19 protein-coding genes are annotated in these 15884 nt (G+C 71.4%); 10 read left to right on the top strand and 9 right to left on the bottom strand.

What is annotated here, in order from left to right:
• Positions 1-45: 45 nt before the first annotated feature.
• On the bottom strand, positions 46-810 hold the full coding sequence (locus OHA77_RS07865) for an alpha/beta fold hydrolase (protein WP_326821300.1): 765 nt from the start codon (positions 808-810) through the stop codon (positions 46-48).
• A gap of 147 nt (positions 811-957) precedes the next feature.
• Here OHA77_RS07865 and OHA77_RS07860 point away from each other — a divergent pair, with 147 nt between their 5' ends.
• The 4 genes from OHA77_RS07860 to crcB are packed head-to-tail and all read left to right on the top strand — an operon-like array spanning position 958 to position 2927.
• The gene (locus OHA77_RS07860) at positions 958-1668 is read left to right on the top strand and encodes a lysophospholipid acyltransferase family protein (RefSeq protein WP_406317109.1); all 711 of its coding nucleotides are present in this window, start codon (positions 958-960) and stop codon (positions 1666-1668) included.
• A gap of 31 nt (positions 1669-1699) precedes the next feature.
• Complete coding sequence (locus OHA77_RS07855; RefSeq protein WP_406317107.1) at positions 1700-2212, top strand: fluoride efflux transporter FluC; 513 nt, start codon at positions 1700-1702, stop codon at positions 2210-2212.
• Positions 2209-2568: a DUF190 domain-containing protein gene (locus tag OHA77_RS07850; RefSeq protein WP_406317105.1), complete on the top strand. Its 360-nt coding sequence runs from the start codon at positions 2209-2211 to the stop codon at positions 2566-2568. Before OHA77_RS07855 ends, OHA77_RS07850 begins: the two co-directional genes overlap by 4 nt.
• A complete protein-coding gene (crcB, locus tag OHA77_RS07845) occupies positions 2565-2927 on the top strand; it encodes a fluoride efflux transporter CrcB (protein ID WP_406317104.1) in 363 nt (120 codons plus the stop codon). Before OHA77_RS07850 ends, crcB begins: the two co-directional genes overlap by 4 nt.
• Positions 2928-3019: 92 nt before the next feature.
• Here the strand turns inward: crcB and OHA77_RS07840 are convergent, their stop codons facing one another.
• Positions 3020-3604, bottom strand: a complete 585-nt coding sequence (locus tag OHA77_RS07840; RefSeq protein WP_406317102.1) for a TetR/AcrR family transcriptional regulator — start codon at positions 3602-3604, stop codon at positions 3020-3022.
• A 95-nt stretch (positions 3605-3699) separates the two neighbouring features.
• Between OHA77_RS07840 and OHA77_RS07835 the strand changes: the two genes are divergently transcribed.
• A complete protein-coding gene (locus tag OHA77_RS07835; RefSeq protein WP_406317101.1) occupies positions 3700-4590 on the top strand; it encodes an NmrA/HSCARG family protein in 891 nt (296 codons plus the stop codon).
• 144 nt (positions 4591-4734) lie between these two features.
• On the opposite strand, the gene OHA77_RS07830 is transcribed toward OHA77_RS07835, so the two are convergent.
• Both OHA77_RS07830 and OHA77_RS07825 read right to left on the bottom strand, forming a co-directional pair.
• Entirely contained in the window at positions 4735-5742 is a 1008-nt protein-coding gene (locus tag OHA77_RS07830; protein ID WP_406317100.1) for a LacI family DNA-binding transcriptional regulator, read from the bottom strand.
• 37 nt (positions 5743-5779) lie between these two features.
• Positions 5780-6808, bottom strand: a complete 1029-nt coding sequence (locus tag OHA77_RS07825) for an acetylxylan esterase (protein ID WP_406317099.1) — start codon at positions 6806-6808, stop codon at positions 5780-5782.
• A gap of 258 nt (positions 6809-7066) precedes the next feature.
• Here OHA77_RS07825 and OHA77_RS07820 point away from each other — a divergent pair, with 258 nt between their 5' ends.
• Entirely contained in the window at positions 7067-7384 is a 318-nt protein-coding gene (locus OHA77_RS07820; protein WP_406317098.1) for an L-rhamnose mutarotase, read from the top strand.
• Between the two features lie 16 nt (positions 7385-7400).
• On the opposite strand, the gene mmuM is transcribed toward OHA77_RS07820, so the two are convergent.
• From mmuM to OHA77_RS07800, 4 genes are all read right to left on the bottom strand, one after another.
• Positions 7401-8264: a homocysteine S-methyltransferase gene (mmuM, locus tag OHA77_RS07815; protein ID WP_406317096.1), complete on the bottom strand. Its 864-nt coding sequence runs from the start codon at positions 8262-8264 to the stop codon at positions 7401-7403.
• 144 nt (positions 8265-8408) lie between these two features.
• Positions 8409-10040 carry a DUF885 domain-containing protein gene (locus OHA77_RS07810; RefSeq protein WP_406317095.1) on the bottom strand — a complete coding sequence of 544 codons (1632 nt, stop codon included), beginning with the start codon at positions 10038-10040 and terminating at the stop codon, positions 8409-8411.
• Between the two features lie 54 nt (positions 10041-10094).
• Positions 10095-12398 (bottom strand): VIT domain-containing protein, encoded by a 2304-nt coding sequence (locus tag OHA77_RS07805; protein WP_406317093.1) that lies wholly within the window; start codon positions 12396-12398, stop codon positions 10095-10097.
• Positions 12395-13039 (bottom strand): MerR family transcriptional regulator, encoded by a 645-nt coding sequence (locus OHA77_RS07800; RefSeq protein ID WP_406317091.1) that lies wholly within the window; start codon positions 13037-13039, stop codon positions 12395-12397. The genes OHA77_RS07805 and OHA77_RS07800 overlap by 4 nt, the downstream gene beginning before the upstream one ends.
• 128 nt (positions 13040-13167) lie before the next feature.
• On the opposite strand from OHA77_RS07800, the gene OHA77_RS07795 reads away from it, so the two are divergent.
• The 4 genes from OHA77_RS07795 to OHA77_RS07780 all read left to right on the top strand — a co-directional run bounded on the left by OHA77_RS07795 (position 13168) and on the right by OHA77_RS07780 (position 15419).
• Complete coding sequence (locus OHA77_RS07795) at positions 13168-13635, top strand: DNA starvation/stationary phase protection protein (RefSeq protein ID WP_326821315.1); 468 nt, start codon at positions 13168-13170, stop codon at positions 13633-13635.
• 246 nt (positions 13636-13881) lie between these two features.
• The gene (locus OHA77_RS07790; protein ID WP_406317090.1) at positions 13882-14367 is read left to right on the top strand and encodes a hypothetical protein; all 486 of its coding nucleotides are present in this window, start codon (positions 13882-13884) and stop codon (positions 14365-14367) included.
• A gap of 183 nt (positions 14368-14550) precedes the next feature.
• The gene (locus tag OHA77_RS07785) at positions 14551-15189 is read left to right on the top strand and encodes a hypothetical protein (RefSeq protein WP_406317089.1); all 639 of its coding nucleotides are present in this window, start codon (positions 14551-14553) and stop codon (positions 15187-15189) included.
• Positions 15189-15419, top strand: a complete 231-nt coding sequence (locus OHA77_RS07780; protein WP_406317088.1) for a hypothetical protein — start codon at positions 15189-15191, stop codon at positions 15417-15419. The genes OHA77_RS07785 and OHA77_RS07780 overlap by 1 nt, the downstream gene beginning before the upstream one ends.
• 36 nt (positions 15420-15455) lie before the next feature.
• Here the strand turns inward: OHA77_RS07780 and OHA77_RS07775 are convergent, their stop codons facing one another.
• Complete coding sequence (locus OHA77_RS07775; protein WP_406317087.1) at positions 15456-15695, bottom strand: hypothetical protein; 240 nt, start codon at positions 15693-15695, stop codon at positions 15456-15458.
• Positions 15696-15884: the final 189 nt, after the last annotated feature.

Raw genomic sequence — 15884 nt, 5'->3', positions numbered from 1 at the left:
TCGGCCGGCCACTTCCTCCCGGAAACCGCGCATCCCCATGTGCGATCAGTCCCTCCGCAAGGGTACCGAGGCGTTCGTATGGATGAACTCCACGCTCCCCGCAAAGATCCGATCCGCGTCGTTGTCGAGCGTTGCGACGTGGTAGCTGTCGTTGAGCTCCACCACATTAAGATTCCCCCCGCTCAGCCTCTCACGCAGGATACGCACACTGGCCGGTTTCACCACATGGTCCTGTGGACTGTGGAAGACCAGCACCGGCTGGGTGACCTTGCCCAGTTCCGCCTGGGTCAGCGCCCACAGCCGGGGAAGGGTGGCCGCGGCCCTGACCGGCGTGCGTGCGTAGCCCAGCTCGGACACCCCCTCTTTCCTGATGTCGCCCGCCACGCCCGGGACGGACGAGACCACCAGCCTGAGCAGTGGCGCCAGCCGGAGCAGCGGCACGTCGTTGGTGATCGACGGGTTGACGACCACCAGTCCCCTGATCCCCTCACCGTGGACCTCCGCCAGCCGGAGCGCCATGCAGCCGCCCAGCGACAGGCCCATCACGAAGACCTCGGCGCAGCGGCCGCGCAGGTCAGCCAGGGTCTTGTCCAGTTCGGCGTACCAGTCCTCCCAGCGGGTGCGGTTCATCTCCTGCCAGGTGGTGCCGTGGCCGGGCAGCCGGGGCAGCGCCACGGTCATGCCCGCCGCCGCCAGGTGCTCGCCCCAGGGGCGCAGGGACTGGGGCGACCCGGTGAATCCATGGCAGAGCAGGACGCCGATCTGCCCACCTTTATGGTGGTACGGCTCTGCGCCGGGCATGACTGGCATCGCAGCTCCTTGTAATGTTCGCCCGATCGTCGCACGAGTGGGGCGTATTTTGCGAGAGGTCGATATGAGTGGTTTCGCAATGTAGGTGGCCGGGTCCGAAGGTGCGAAGATACTTCCAGGTCCCTCTGCCGATCGAAGGAGCCCCGCGTGTTCTACTGGGTGGTGAAGGCCATCCTCTGGCCCTTCCTGCATGGTGTCTTCCGTCCGTGGGCGGAAGGGGTGAAGAACGTGCCCAAGGAGGGACCGGTGATCCTGGCCGGCAACCACCTGTCGTTCGCCGACCATTTCTTCGGAGCGCTGTTCCTGCCGCGAAAGGTGATCACTCTCGGCAAGTCCGACTACTTCACCGGCCGTGGCATCAAGGGCATTCTCAGCCGCGGCTTCTTCAGCGGCGTCGGGACCGTTCCCATCGACCGTTCGGGGGGCAAGGCGAGCGAGGCGGCGCTGCGCACGGGCAAGCGCATCCTCGGCGAGGGGCAGGTGCTCGCCATCTACCCCGAGGGCACCCGATCCCACGACGGCCGCCTCTACAAGGGCAAGACCGGCGTGGCCAGGCTGGCCCTGGAGTCGCGAGTGCCGGTCATCCCGTGGGCGATGGTCAACACCTTCGAGATGATGCCTCCCGGCCGGCCTCTCCCCAAGCTGGGCATCCGCCCGGGGGTGAGGTTCGGCAAGCCGCTGGACTTCTCCCGCTACTACGGGATGGAGGAGGACCGTCTCGTCCTGCGCGCCGTCACCGATGAGATCATGTACGCGCTGATGGAGCTCTCCGGCCAGCAGTACATCGACAAGTACGCGGCGAGTGCCAAGGCCGAGGCCGCCCAGTCGGCGAAGGAGAAGGGCAAGCGCCGGGGCTAGGCCGGTGCGGGCGAGGCGACGGGGGGGATCTGTGGCCGAGACACCTGACGCACCCGGCCGTCGTGCGCCCGATCCGGTGACCGCTCCCGGTGTCGACCCGCGCGCCGGCCGTCGGCGCGCCGAGCTGCGCCGGGCGCCGTGGGCGATCCTCGGTGCGATCTCGGCCGGGGGCGTGCTCGGGGCGCTGGCCCGTCACGGACTGACCGTCGCGTTCCCGCATCCGCCGGGAGGGTTCGCCTGGGCGACCTTCGGCATCAATGTGACCGGATGCCTGCTGATCGGTGTGCTGATGGTGCTGATCACCGAGACCTGGCAGGCCCACCGGCTGGTCCGCCCGTTCCTGGGGGTCGGGGTGCTGGGCGGGTTCACCACGTTCTCCACCTACGTCGTCGACATCGGCCGCGCCGCCGCGGCGGGCGCCCCGCGGACCGCTCTGGTCTACCTGGCGGCCACGGTGGCCGGCGCGCTGGCCGCGGTCTACGCCGGAACCGCCCTGACCCGCGTGGTCACCCGCAGGCTGCGACCGGACGGAGGGCGCTCATGAAGCTTCAGGGGCCGGCCCTCCGGTTGACGATCTTCATAGGCGAGACCGACCAGTGGCGTCACAAGCCGCTCTACCACGAGATCGTGCACCGGGCCCACCGGGCCGGACTGGCCGGGGCGAGCGTGCTGCGCGGCATCGAGGGCTATGGCGCCTCCAACCACATCCACACCACCCGGATCCTGTCGCTGTCGGAGGACCTCCCGCTCGCCATCGTGATCGTCGACGCAGCGGAGCGGGTCCGGGCGTTCCTTCCCCAACTCGACGAACTGGTCGGTGAAGGGCTGGTCGTCATCGACGAGGTCGAGGTGATCCGCTACGTCGGCCGGCCGGGCGACCCGGCACGGGAGACGCGGTGAGCGTCCTGCTGGTCGCACTCGGCGCCGCCGTCGGCGCGCCGTTGCGCTATCTGACCGACCGGGCCGTCCAGGCCCGCCACGACACGCTGTTCCCCTGGGGCACCTTCACGGTCAACGTCGTCGGGTCGGCCGTTCTGGGCTTCCTGGCCGCCCTGCCGGCGAGCGGAGCGGTGATGGAGCTGGCCGGGGCCGGGTTCTGCGGCGCGCTCACCACCTACTCCACTTTCAGCTACGAGACATTGCGGCTGGTCGAGGACGGTGCCCGCCTGTTCGCGCTGGCGAACGTCGTCGCCGGCGTCGTCGCCGGTCTCGCCGCCGCCTTCTGCGGCATGTCCCTGGCCCAGCTGCTCGCCGCCTGACACAGGTCCGGCGCCGCTCGCGCCGCCCCGGTCTCCCGGCCGGACCTGGATAGTCTGAGCGGATGTGGGGCGGAGCGTAGCCCGGGGGGTGTTCAGGCCGGGGTGGTGTCCGCCGGCCGGTCGGCGGCGATGCCCGTGGTGGTCAGGGAGAGCATCCGGTCGATCATCCCGGTCGGCTCGGCCGACTGCTCGCTCGCCCAGGCGATGCCCGCCACGAGGGCGAGGAGTTCGCCCGCGGTGAGATCGGCGCGGACGGCTCCGGACTCCTGGGCTCGCGCGAGGAGGCGGCCGCCGGCGGCCCGCATGGCGTGACAGGAGGCGTGGAGCTCGGAGCTCTCTTCGCGCAGAGCGGTCATCACCGACTCGGGGAGGCCGCGGTAGGCGGTCGAGCCGACGGCGAACTCACGCAGCCAGGCGAGCAGTCCGTCGCGGGGGGAGGGGGCGCCGAGGAGGTCCTCGGCGCTGGCCCGGAGGACGTCGAAGCGACTGCTCATCAGGGCTTCGAGCAGGGTTTCGCGGGTGGGGAAGTGCCGGTACAGGGTGCCGATCCCGACGCCCGCGCGGCGGGCGACGTCGCGGAGGGAGGCGTCGGTCCCGTGTTCGGCGAAGGCCTCCCCGGCGACGGCCAGCAAGTGCTCGTAGTTACGGCGCGCGTCGGCGCGCACTGCCTCGGCCATGCGATGGGTCCTCCGGTGTTCTCTCGGCGTTGACAAAGGGAGCAGTGCTCCGTTTAATATCGGAGCACTGCTCCACATACTAGCCGAGGAGAGACATGTCCGACTCGAAGAAGATCATTCTGGTTACCGGCGCCACCGGGCAGCAGGGCGGTGCCGCGGCGAGGCGGCTGCTGGCCGACGGATGGCGGGTCCGGGCCCTGGTCAGGGACGCGTCGGCCGAGGCGGCCCAGGCGATCGCCGGAGCGGGTGCCGAGCTGGTCAAAGGCGACATGGGTGACCGGGCCTCGCTGGACGCGGCGGCCGAAGGCGTCCACGGCGTCTTCAGCGTCCAGCCGGCCTTCGGCGCGCCGCACAACGACGGCGGCGAGGTGCGGTTCGGGGTGAACGTCGCCGACGCGGCGCTCGCGGCCGGAGCCCGGCACCTCGTCTACGCCTCGGTCGGCGGGGCGGACCGCGACACCGGCATCAGCCACTGGAACACCAAGTGGGAGATCGAGCAGCACATCCGCGCGATCGGCCTGCCGCACACGATCCTGCGCCCCGTGATGTTCATGGAGAACCACGCGTCGGGGCCGTTCGGCGTGTTCGGCGAGACCGCGCTGATCAGGATGATCCCGGCGCACTCCACGGTCCAGCTCATCGCGGTGACCGACATCGGCGCGTTCGCCGGGCTGGCCTTCGCCGACCCCGGCACCTACCTCGGCAAGGCCATCGAGCTGGCCGGTGACGAGCTGACGCACCCGCAGCTCGTCGCCGCCATCGAGCAGGTCGTCGGGCGCACGCTCCTGACCGAGTCCATCACGACCGAGAAGCTCAAGGAGGCCGGGGTGAACACCGAAGACACGGCCCGCGCCGAATCCTTCGGCGGCTGGCAGGCCGACATCCCCGCCCTGCGCGCGCTGCACCCCGGCCTGATGGACTTCGCCACCTGGCTGGATCGGGAGGGCAAGGCCAAGTTCGACGCCCTGACGGACGGTCTGGCATAGATCCCGTGTTCAAAGCCCCGACGGACAGCCTGGCGTGGATCCTGTCTCGGCATCCCGAGGCAGGGCCCTTCCCGCCCCCGTGGCTCCGGGGCCGGGCCGTCTTCTGCCGCTCTGCGGAGGCGTGGCAGGAGACGGCCGGAGAGCTCAGCGGGTCGACTCGCGGACGACCAGTTCGGGCTGGAACATGATCTGCTGGTGGGCGTGGGACTCCGGGTTGTCGCACTCGTCGAGCAGCAGCTCGGTGGCGACCCGGCCCAGCCGGTGGGTCGGCTGCCGGATCGAGCTGAGCGAGACCGCCGAGGCCGAGGCGAAGTCGATGTCGTCGTAGCCGATGAGCGCGACGTCCCCGGGCACCCGGACCCCCGCCTGCAGGAGCCCGCGCAACAGGCCCAGGGCCAGGAGGTCGTTGGCGCAGAACACGGCGTCCGGCAGCCGCCCCTCGGAGATCATCTTCTCGGCCGCCTCCTGGCCCGCCCGGGCGGTCATCGCGCCCGTCGTGATCTGCCGCATCGCCTCGCCCGGGTCGCGGCCCGCCGCCACGAGCGCCCGCTCGGCCCCGATCCGCCGGTCGAGGCACTGGCGGATCGTGAGAGGACCGGTGACGTAGGCGAGCTGCCCGGCCCCGCCGTCCAGCAGGTGGGAGAGCGCCAGAAAACCGCCGGTGACGTCGTTGACCGCCACGGAGCACTGGTCGGGCCCCGTCGCCGGATAGTCCACCAGGACCGTGTGGATGCCGCGTTCCCTGAGCCGCTCCAGCTCGCCGGGCCCGGTTCCCGTCGGGGTGATGAGCACGCCCCGGACCCGGTGCTCGGCGAAGACCAGCAGGTTGCGCTCCTCCTTGAGCCGGTCGCCCGAGGAGTTGCCCAGGATCACCGCGTACCCGCGCTCGCTGGCCACCTCCTCCACCCCCGCCGCCACGTCGGTGAAGAAGGGGTTGCCGATGTCGATGACCGACAGGCCGACCGTGCGGCTGTGCCCGGCCCGCAGGCTGGAGGCCGAGCCGTGGCGGACGAATCCGAGCTCGCGGATGGCCCCCTCGACCCGGGCGCGGGTGGATCCGGCGACCTTCTCCGGGCGGTTGAGCACGTTGGACACCGTGCCGGGGGAGACCCCGGCACGCGCCGCGACGTCCTTGATGCTCACCGAACTCATGGACACCGATTAAAACGTAACAACCGCCCGGATGCCATCAGGCTCTCAGCGCTTCCGACGGGCCGGCGGCGCCGTTCTCGGAGCCGGAGGAGGGCCGTCCGCCGGTCCGCAGGTCCCGGGCGACCTTCAACTGCTCGGCCACCTGGGCGGACTGGCCGCCCTCGTGGCCGTTGAACCGCCACACGCGGATGTCCTTGGGGCCCGCGTAGTGGTTGTAGGCGGCGAAGCCGGTGGAGGCGGGGGTCACGCCGTCGAGCAGGGCGACCGAGAAGAGGGCCGGGGTGGTGTTGCGGGCGGCGAAGTGCAAGCCGTCGAAGTAGTCGAGGGTGGTGAAGACCTGGTCGATGCGGTGGCGGTGGTTCCGCATGAACTGGTTGAGCTCGCCGTAGGGGTTCTCGTCGGTGATCTCGAGGGCCCGGCGGATGTGGGTCATGAACGGCACGTCGATGAAGGCGAACAGCAGGTCGGGGACCAGCGCGCTGACGGCCATCGCGGAGCCGCCGCCCTGGCTGCCGCCCGCGACGACGACGCGGGCGGGGTCCACCAGCGGGTGGGAGCGGGCGGCCTCGACCGCGCGGACGCCGTCGGTGTACAGGCGGCGGTAGTAGTAGCCGTCGGGGTCCAGCACGCCCTGGGTGAGCTTGCCGCTCACCTGCGGTCCGTTGCCGCCCACCGGGTCGGCGGTGTCGCCGGTACGCCAGCCGCCGCCCTGCCCCCGGGTGTCCATCACGAAGGTCGCCCAGCCGGCCGCCGGCCAGGTCAGCCAATCGTGCGGCAGGCCCCGGCCGCCGCCGTAGCCGATGTACTCCACCACGCACGGCAGCGGGCCCTCGGCCGTGGCGGGCACCAGCAACCAGCCCCGGATCTCGTGGCCGCCGAAGCCCGCGTAGCGGACGTCGAAGCAGCGGATCAGGGTCAGGCCCATGTCCACCTCGGTGAAGACGGGGTTCAGGTCGTGCTGTCGCGCCTCGGCCAGGGTCCGCTCCCAGAACGCGTCAAAATCGGCGGGCTCGTGACGCTCGGGCTGGTATTTCCTGAGTTGTTCCAGAGGCATGTCGACGAACACGGAAGTCTCCCGATGGTGAAGCATTTTCAATGGCGGGCCGGGTGAGCCGATGGCGTCCGGCCCCGAGGGGTGCCGCGACGTCCCCGATCGGCGCCGCCGACGGCACCGGCCATTCTGTCCGTTCACCCGGGCATCCGCCAAGGGGGGTTCTCGCCGCCTGTGCGGCCACGCCCGCCGGGCGCGGGGGTGTTGACAGTGGTCACACGGCCCGCGTAGGTTCGCCGGCAGTATGTTAAATCGTTTTTAAACGAGGTGTCCATGAAGCGCGTCTGCTTCCTGCTGAAGGTGCGGCCGGACCGGCTGGAGGAATACCGCGAACGCCACGCCGCGGTGTGGCCGGAGATGCTCGACGCCCTGCGGTCCGCCGGCTGGCACAACTACTCGCTGTTCACGCGGGAGGACGGACTCCTCGTCGGCTACCTGGAGACCGACGACTTCGAGGCGGCCCTGGCGGGGATGGCCGCGACCGAGGTCAACGCGCGGTGGCAGGCGGAGATGGCGCCGTTCTTCGAGAACTTGGAGGGCCACCCCGACGAGGGCATGGCGGCCCTCGCCGAGGTCTTCCACCTCGACTGATCCGCAGGCCCCGGGCTCAGCCGGCTTTCAGGTGCTCGCGGATCTGACGGATGTGCTCGGGGGTGGTGCGGCAGCATCCTCCGACGAAGGCGGCGCCCGCGGCGTGCCACCCGGCCGCCGCCTCGCCGAACCCGACGGGGTCGGCCGGCCCGAGCCAGCGGCGCCCCGCGGCGTCCCAGGCCTCGCCGGAGTTCGGGTAGGCCATCACCGGCTTGCCGTCGATCCGGCCGATGAGGCCGGGCACGTGACGGGGGGCCGTGCAGTTGACGCCGACCGCGATCACCTGCGGGTTGCCGGCGAACAGCGCGGCGGCGTCCTCGATCGGGGTGCCGTCGTTGATGTGCGCGCCGTCTCGGCAGGAGAAGCTCACCCACGCCCGCATCCCGGGCGTCTCGGCGAGCAGCCGGCCGAACGCCCTGGCCTCCGGGTAGGACGGGACGGTCTCGCAGGCCAGCAGGTCGGCCCCGCTGCCGGCCAGGATGTGCCAGCGCTCCCGGTGCCAGTCGGCCAGACCGTCCTCGTCGAGGTCGTAGTCGCCCGTGTACTCGGCACCGTTGGCCAGGTAGGCGCCGTAGGGGCCGACGCTCGCGGCCACCGTTCCGGTGCCGTGCAGGTCCCGGGCCTCCACGGCCAGGCGTACCGAGAGGAGGATCAGCTTCTCGGCCTCGTCCGCGCCGAGCCCCCGGCGGACGAACGCCGGGATGCTCGCCTGGTAACTCGCCGTGGTCGCCACCTCGGCCCCCGCGGCGAAGTAGTCGAGGTGCGCCTGCCTGATCAACGAGGGATTCTCCAGCAGGAGCTTCGCCGACCAGAGCTCGTCCCGCAGCTCGGCGCCGAGCGCCTCCAGATGCGTGGCCAGGCCGCCGTCCAGAATCACCATCTCGCTCCTCAGGTCACTCGTCGTGCCCGCGCCGGACCTCCCCGGCGACCCCACCCGTCCGGAAAGACCCGTGCGCGACCGTGACCCGGATCGCGGGCGGCCGTCGGCCGGGCTCCCGCGATCCGGACGGAATTCTTCCCGGCGTCAGCCGATCCTACGCAGGGCGTCGGCCAGGCCGGCCAGGCCGACCGGCCCGAGATCCAGTGCGGCGGTGTGCCAGCGGCGCAGGTCGAAGTCCGCGCCCAGGCGCTGCCGGGCCTCCTCACGGGCGGCCAGCCAGGCGCGCTCGCCGAGCTTGTAGGAAGGGGCCTGGCCCGGCCAGCCGAAGTAGCGGACCACCTCGGCATGGACCCGGTGCGGTTCGCTGCGGCCCCGGTTGAGCAGCACGTCGCAGGCCTTTTCGAAGGTCCACTTCGAGCCGTCGGGGAGCGGCAGGTCCAGATGGACGCCGATGTCGATGACCACCCGTGCGGCCCGCAGCGCCGACCCGCCGAGCATGCCCAGCCGGGTGCCCGGCTCGGTGAACCAGCCCAGTTCGTCGGCCAGCCGCTCGGAGTAGAGCGCCCAGCCCTCGCCGTGGCCGCTCACCCAGGAGTTCTTCCCGAAACGCGACAGGTCGTCCCCGGCCACCCGGGTGGCCCCGAGCTGGAGGTGGTGACCGGGCACGCCCTCGTGGAAGATGGTGGTCAGCTCGCTCCAGGTCGCGAACCTGGTCTGGTCGCCGTTCACTGGCCACCAGGTACGGCCCGGCCGGGTCAGGTCCTCGTTCGGCGAGGTGTAGGAGGCCGCCCCCGAGGTCGAGCCCAGGGCCAGCGTGACGTCCACCCGGCGCAGCGGCTCGGCGATGTCGAAGTGGGTGCCGTGCAGCTCCTGGATCGCCCAGTCGTGACGCTCCTGCAGCCAGCCCCGGTAGGCGTCCAGGCCTTCGACGTAGTACGTCTCGTTCAGGATCGCGGTCGCCTCCTCCAGCGAGGCGCCCGGCCGTACCCGTCCCGCCTCGGCCGTCAGTTCGGCCTCGATGCGGGCCAGTTCGGCCCAGCCCCACTCGTAGGCGTCCACCAGGTCGATGTCGGCACCCAGGTTGAGCCGGGCGGCCACCGCGTAACGCTCGGCGCCGACCGCGTCCCCCGCCGCCGCCCGGGGGGCGTAGTCCTCGCGCAGGTAGCGGGCGGCCTCGGCATAGCCGGCGTGTGCGGCCGCGGCGCCCCGGTCCAGCTCGCCGCGGACCGGGCCGTCGCCGTACTTCGCGATGAACTCCCCGTGGGTGCCGTCCGCGGCGAACAGGTCGAGCTGTACGGCCAGCTCCAGAGCCTGGCGGCGGGCGGCCCGCAGGTCCTGGGCCAGACCCGACTCCAGGCTCGCCCGCCAGCTGTCCAGCATCCCCGGAACGGCCGCGAGCCTGGCCGCCACGTCACGCCACTGGTCGTCGGTGCCGTGCGGCAGCAGGTCCACGCTGTCGCGCAGGTCGCTGACCAGGCCGAACGGTGCCTGCACATCGCGGAGCGGCTCACCGATCCCGTGCCAGGCGAGCTTGGCCTCCAGACGCTCGCGCAGGTGCGCCGCGGCCCGCACGTCCGCCTCGTTCTGCGGCTGCAGGAGGGTGAGCCTGCCCAGCGTCTCGCTGATCAGGGCGGCCCGGGCGGCGTGACCGTCCGGGCCGTAGTCGGTGGCCGGGGCGAACGCGACGTCGAGGCCGTCCATCCCGGCACGGACCGGGTCGAGCACCGCTAGCCGGGTTACGTATTCATCGCAAAGGGCGAAAATCGGGCTGGTCATTTCGGCACTTTAACCGACCTTTCGGGTAATCGACCTGACCCCTTTGGCGGCGGTCTACCTCTTCCAGAACGGCCGTCGCTCTCCGGGCCGGATCAGCGCCTGCAGCCCGTCGACGGCCCGGCGCCACAGCGCCACCACGTCCCCGCCGGCCTGCAGGTCCGCGGCCAGGGACTCGAGCTCCGGGTGGCCGCCCAGGTAGACCGCCAGGGCCGCCAGGCGGCTGCCCAGGTCGGCCAGGTAGCGCAGCCGGTCGGCGGCGCCGAGCGACTCGGCGGCGCGCAGCCGCTTCAGCTCCTCCTCGATCTCGGCCCTGGGCAGTTCCCTCGCCACGACGGGCGCCGGAGCGGAGCGGGGCGCCCTCGGGGCGCCGCGGGTGGCCTCGGGGGCCCCGGCCCACGGGGTGGGGCTCATCCCACCGGCTGCGAACCTCGGCGCTCCGCCGGGCGCGGGGGGTGCGGGCGCGCCCGCCTGGGGCTGGGCCATCGAGGTCAGCATCATCGGTGACGCCGTGACGGCCGGGCTCTCCCAGCCGCTGGGCAGTTCCACCGGCTGGATCACCCGGTGCCCCGGTCCGCCCTCGGCGACCACCGTGCTGTCGACCGCGACGAACGCGGTGAACCGGCAGAGCACGCCGTACCCGAGCGAGATCCCGACGATCTCCTCCTCCAGCGAGTGGTCACCCGCGGCGTAGCGGTCCTCCAGGGTCCGCAGCCGGGTCCGCGCCCAGATCGCCCGGGTCGCGGGACTGTCCGCGCGCGTCCCGGCGACCCGCCGCTCCCAGGGCTGCCCGGCCGCGTCCAGCCCGTGCACGGTCAGCGCTCCGGCGGCGGCTCCCCGATAGCGTCCCAGGACGGTGAGCGGCACGCCCGGGTAGATCGAGCCGAGGTGGCCGACCGTGCCGGGGACCAGGTCGAGCCCGTCGGCCTTGAGGGACAGGTCGGTGACCAGGGGGGCGCCGATCCTGCGGTGGATGTGCTCCATCGCCTCGTCCAGGCGGTCCTCCGACTCCACCAGCTCGCACCGGCCCGCACCCAGGCCGGCCAGCCTGCCGAGGAATCCGGCGTTGACCGCGCGGTCGATGCCGACCGTGTGCACCCGCATTCCGGACAGCCCGCCGCCGATCCGCTCCAGGATCTGGTCCTCGTTGCCGACCTGCCCGTCGGTGACGAGCACCAGGACCCGGTCCCGGGCCGAGTCGGCGAGCAGCGCGACGGCCTGCTCCAGCGGGGCCAGCATCTCGGTGCCGCCCCGCGCCTCCAGTCGGGCGAGGTGCTCCACCGCCCGGTAGCGGTTGCGGTCGGATGCCTGCGACAGTCCCCGGCCGAGCCCCTCGGGCGTCTCCACCACGGTGTCGAAGGAGAGCACCGCGAACCGGTCGCCGCCGGTGAGCGTGTCGACGATGCGGGCGGCGGCGCGCCGGGCGGCGACCATCTTCCAGCCGGTCATGCTGCCCGAGCGGTCCAGCACCAGCACGACGTCCTTGGGGGTGGCCGTGACCCGGGCCTGCTCGGGGACGACGGTCAGCGTGAACGTGCCCTCCTCGCCGCCGTCGGGGTCGGGGACCAGCGCCAGCGAGGTGGAGGTGTCGAAGGACAGGCGCAGGATGAAGTCGCGGTCCAGTCGCTCGCCCGGCTGGAGCCGGACCGTCGTCCCCTCCTGGAGGACGGCGTGCAGGCTGGAGCCGAGCTCGCGCAGCTCCAGCCCGGCCGGGTCGACGGAGACCGCGAGCGAGAGCCGTACCGGATTGGGGAAGCCGGGCAGCAGCACCGGGGGCGTGATCCGGGAGGCGTCCGGGACCGCGTCGGTGTCCGGGGACCAGCCGCCGCCGGACGGCTCCCCGTCGAGCGGAGTGCCGGGGATGTAGCGGGGGGCGACGACCAGCGGGAAGCGGAAGGTCGCCGCGCCGTCCTCGTAGGGGAGCGGCTGGTTGAGCGTGAGATGCACGGTGACCCGCTCGCCCGGCACGATGTTGCCGACCCTGATGGTGAAGACGTCGGGCCGGTCCTCCTCGGCGATCGCGGCCCGCTTGCCCTCGGCGATCGCCCGGTCGTAGTCGGCCCTGGCCTGGCCGCGCTCCTTGAGGATCCCCTCGATGACCCGTCCGTCGGCCTCCATCCTGAAGGCGGTCACGGCGGCCCGGTCGGGCAGCGGGAAGACGTAGGTGGCCTCAAGAGCCACGTCGTGCGGGTTGCGGAAGCCCTGGACCACCTCGACCCCGGCGATCAGCCCGGCCACGGCGGCGGTGACGTCCACGCTCTCCAGCGGCAGGTTGCCGCGCTCGGTGATGAGTGCTCCCAGTCCGGCGTCCGGGACGGGCTCGCACTCCTCCGGTCGGAGCGTTGCGATCGAGGTGATCATGACGATTTCCCTTCAGCAGGTGCGAGGTCGTGTTTGCGCAGGACCGCCAGGAGCGCCCCGGAAGCGGCGGTGATCTCGGCGAGGGCCTCGGGCGAGGCGGTACGGCCGCCGCTGTCGAGCAGCAGCGTCACGCCGGTCGCCAGCCGTACGCCGTGGACGAGCACGGCGGGTGGCACGGGCGGCGGGGCCCCGGTGCCGGACGCGTGCGGCGGCGCGGCGGGCCGGGGAGCCGGTGGCCGCGGTGCGGCGGGACCGGCTGGGGCGCGGCGCGGGGTGGAGGGCGGCTCGGCCCAGAACCGCGGGCGGGCCGCCCTGGGCGCGGCCGGTTCCACCGGGGGCGCCGGGATGCCGGCGATCGACTCCAGGAGCTGGTCGCCGGCCCCGGCCAGCTCGGCCTGGATCTCGGCGATCGTCCGGCCGTCGGCCTGGCGGCGCTTGACGGCGATGAGCTGGAGAAGGTGGCGCCTGCCGTAGACGGCGACGCGACCGCGGCGGGCCGACGGCGGGTCGAGCAGCCCGATCGTGGAATACCACCGGATGACGCGCTCGGTGGGCACGTCTGTGACCCGCCCGTTGAGCTGGGCGGTGGGGGCCAGCGCCGCGGAGGCCCGCTCAGCCAGTTCACCGATGGTCCATTCCATACCTCGATAATGACACTGTAATCGTGACAGTGTCAATGTTGGAGAGGTCTCGACATAAGGGGAGGGGTGAGTGGGTAGGGACATTTCAGTACAAATAGGAAACTGACGTCGAAACGGGGGGACGTTTCATGTCCGCGATCACCAGCCCGCTCAATCCCGAAGCCAAGAAGGTCGTCGGCACCGTGCTCCAGGGCGCGCTCGTCGACCTGCTCGACCTGTCGCTGCTGACCAAGCAGGCGCACTGGAACGTGATCGGCCACAACTTCCGCTCGCTGCACCTGCAGCTCGACAAGATCGTTTCAGCGGCCAGGAAGCACGCGGACACCGTCGCCGAGCGCGCGGTTGCCCTCGGGTGCAACCCCGACGGCCGGGCTTCGACGATCGCGAGCACGACCGAGGTGCCGCAACTGGAGACGGGTTACATCAACGACGGCAAGGTCGTCGCCGCGATGACGGACATCCTCGGGTCCATCACCCGCCGGATGCGTGAGCGCATCACCGCCACCGAGGAGGCCGACCTGGTGACCCAGGACATCCTGATCGAGATCACGCAGGACCTGGAGAAGCACCACTGGATGATCGAGGCCCAGCGCTAGACCGTCCCGCCGCCACCCAAGGTGCCCCGGACCGCGCGGTCCGGGGCACCTTCTCGTCCTCGGGCTCCGTACCGATGTGCCGATGTGCCGATGTGCCGATCGAGCGTGCCCGCCGGTCATGAGGGTGGCGGAGGGCGGTGCGGCGGGGGACGGCGGTCGCCGGCCCCGACGGGCCTGCGGGGTGCGTAGGGTGGCGGCGGTCACCGGCTCCGACGACAGGTCTGCGGGGGTGCGTAGGGTGGCGCCGTGACGGAGACGGAGAGCACCGGCTACGACGGCCTGTCGTCTCGCCTGGTTCCGGAGGCCGAGCTGCGGGCGTTCCTGCTGGACTGCTTCGGGGTCGCCGGGCACGAGTTGTTCGTCGGCCACGACGACCGGGTCGACGAGGAGCTGCGGGACGTCCCACGGGACAAGGTGTTCGCCGCGTTCTGCACGTACCGGCCGACCTCCGGCCACTTCGCGATGGGCTTCGACGTCGGCATCGAGGGCCGGTTGGCCGACCGGGTCGGCCGCCGGGAGTTCGCCGAACGGTTCGCCGCCCGTTTCGACTCCTACGTGCTGTACGGCGACACCGAAGCGCCGGGACTGTGGACGGTGATCCTGGCGGACGGCAGCCGCCTCCTCGCCGCGATGGACGAGGAAGACGACCGGTACATGCTCTACGCGGCCACGGCGCCGGTGCCGGGCCTGCCAGGGCTCCGGGTGGACGAGGGGCTCTGGCGGATCCGCTGACCGACCCCCACGGGGACTCGGAACGGTGATGCGACGGAGTACGCCGTGGACTTTCCCGGGCCTGGCCGCGAACTCTCCGCCGACTACGCCCTGGAGTGGTTCCTTCGCCGCTGCTCTTGGGAGGGATAGGGCAAAAAAGGCGTTTCGCTGTTCATCGCGATCATCGATGTGTTGAATGGCGACATGATCGGAAGTCCTATCGAGGGGCCATCGGACTCGTCGACGAGCCGGGGGCAGGGACCGCTACTGTCGCCGTTCACCCGCACGCTGACCGGTCCTCCCGGCCGCTGGCTGCTCCCTCTCGTCGCGTTCGCCGGGCTCGTCCTGCTGTACGGCGTGAGCGCCCCCGGCGGGTACTTCATGGAGACGATGTTCGGCGGTTTCCTGGGCCTGGTCCTCGTGATCGTCTGGGCTCCCCGGTTCGTCGTGGCGCTGTGCCGCGCGGACGGCCGTCCGGGGCTGCGCAGGCACTGGACGCGCTGGGCGGCGGCCCCGCTCATGGGGGTGGCTGTGATCGGACTTGTGCACTTCGACGTCCCCTACACCGCCCGGTTCGCGCTCTCCGAGACGAGCCTGGAGCGCTACGCCCAGGCGGTGGCGGCGGGAACGGAGCCCGAGATTCAGGAAAAGACGGTGGGACTGTTCTCCCTGGCGTCGATCGAGCGCACCGGCACCGGTGCGCGGTTCCGGGTGCGGGGCACGGGTTTCCTCAGCTCCTATGGTTTTGCCTGGAGTCCCGGAGGGGAACCCTCGGGTGACTATGAGGGTGAGTACGAGCACCTGCGCGGGCACTGGTACGAATGGATGGAAGGATCCTGGTAGTGAACATCCCCGGCAAGCCGGCCGTCTGGATCGGTGTCGTCGTCGCCGTCTTCATGGCGATGTTCCTGCTTCCTGGTGACGTCACCTGGCTCCTGGTCCTGGTCGTCGCGCCGGCCGCCATGTTCGCCGCCGTGATCACGGCCTATCAGGAGGCCGCCCGATTCCGGGCCGCCGAGCACCCGGCTGAGCCGGCCGTCGGTGTGCCGGATCTCGACCCCACACATGACTGACCGGAGGACGGATCAGGCGCAACCCTCTTCGAGGTCCTACGGGGCGGACGCTTCGGCCTCACATTCCCCGAGCCAGACCAGATCGGAGCGGAGTCGCCACGCTGCACGGTGGGCGTTGGTCCATCGGCCGAACCCGTGACCGTTCGCGCCGACGGTCGCCGCTGTTCCATCCGGTAGTGCCAGCCCATAGGCCACCACCTCCGTCAGGCTCTCGCCGTCGTCCTCGTCGAACTCCTGGACCAGGGCGAACATGCGCGGGAGGTCACCGCTCGGCATACAGGCACCCTTGCATGCACGCTTCGAAACTGTGCTCTGCGGGTCACGTCCGTCGAAGTCCTGAACGTGGTGGGCGGATGACTGGTCGGAACCGGTGTGGTGCTCCATGTCGTGGTGCTCCCTTCTGGCGCTGAACCTAAGTGGAGATTTGGCGGACGGCTCCGATCCGGTTTCCCTATGTTCTCGATC

The sequence above is a fragment of the Streptosporangium sp. NBC_01639 genome, assembly GCF_045209755.1.
Taxonomy (GTDB): Bacteria; Actinomycetota; Actinomycetes; order Streptosporangiales; family Streptosporangiaceae; genus Streptosporangium.
This window is presented reverse-complemented; position numbering and strand designations above follow the sequence as displayed.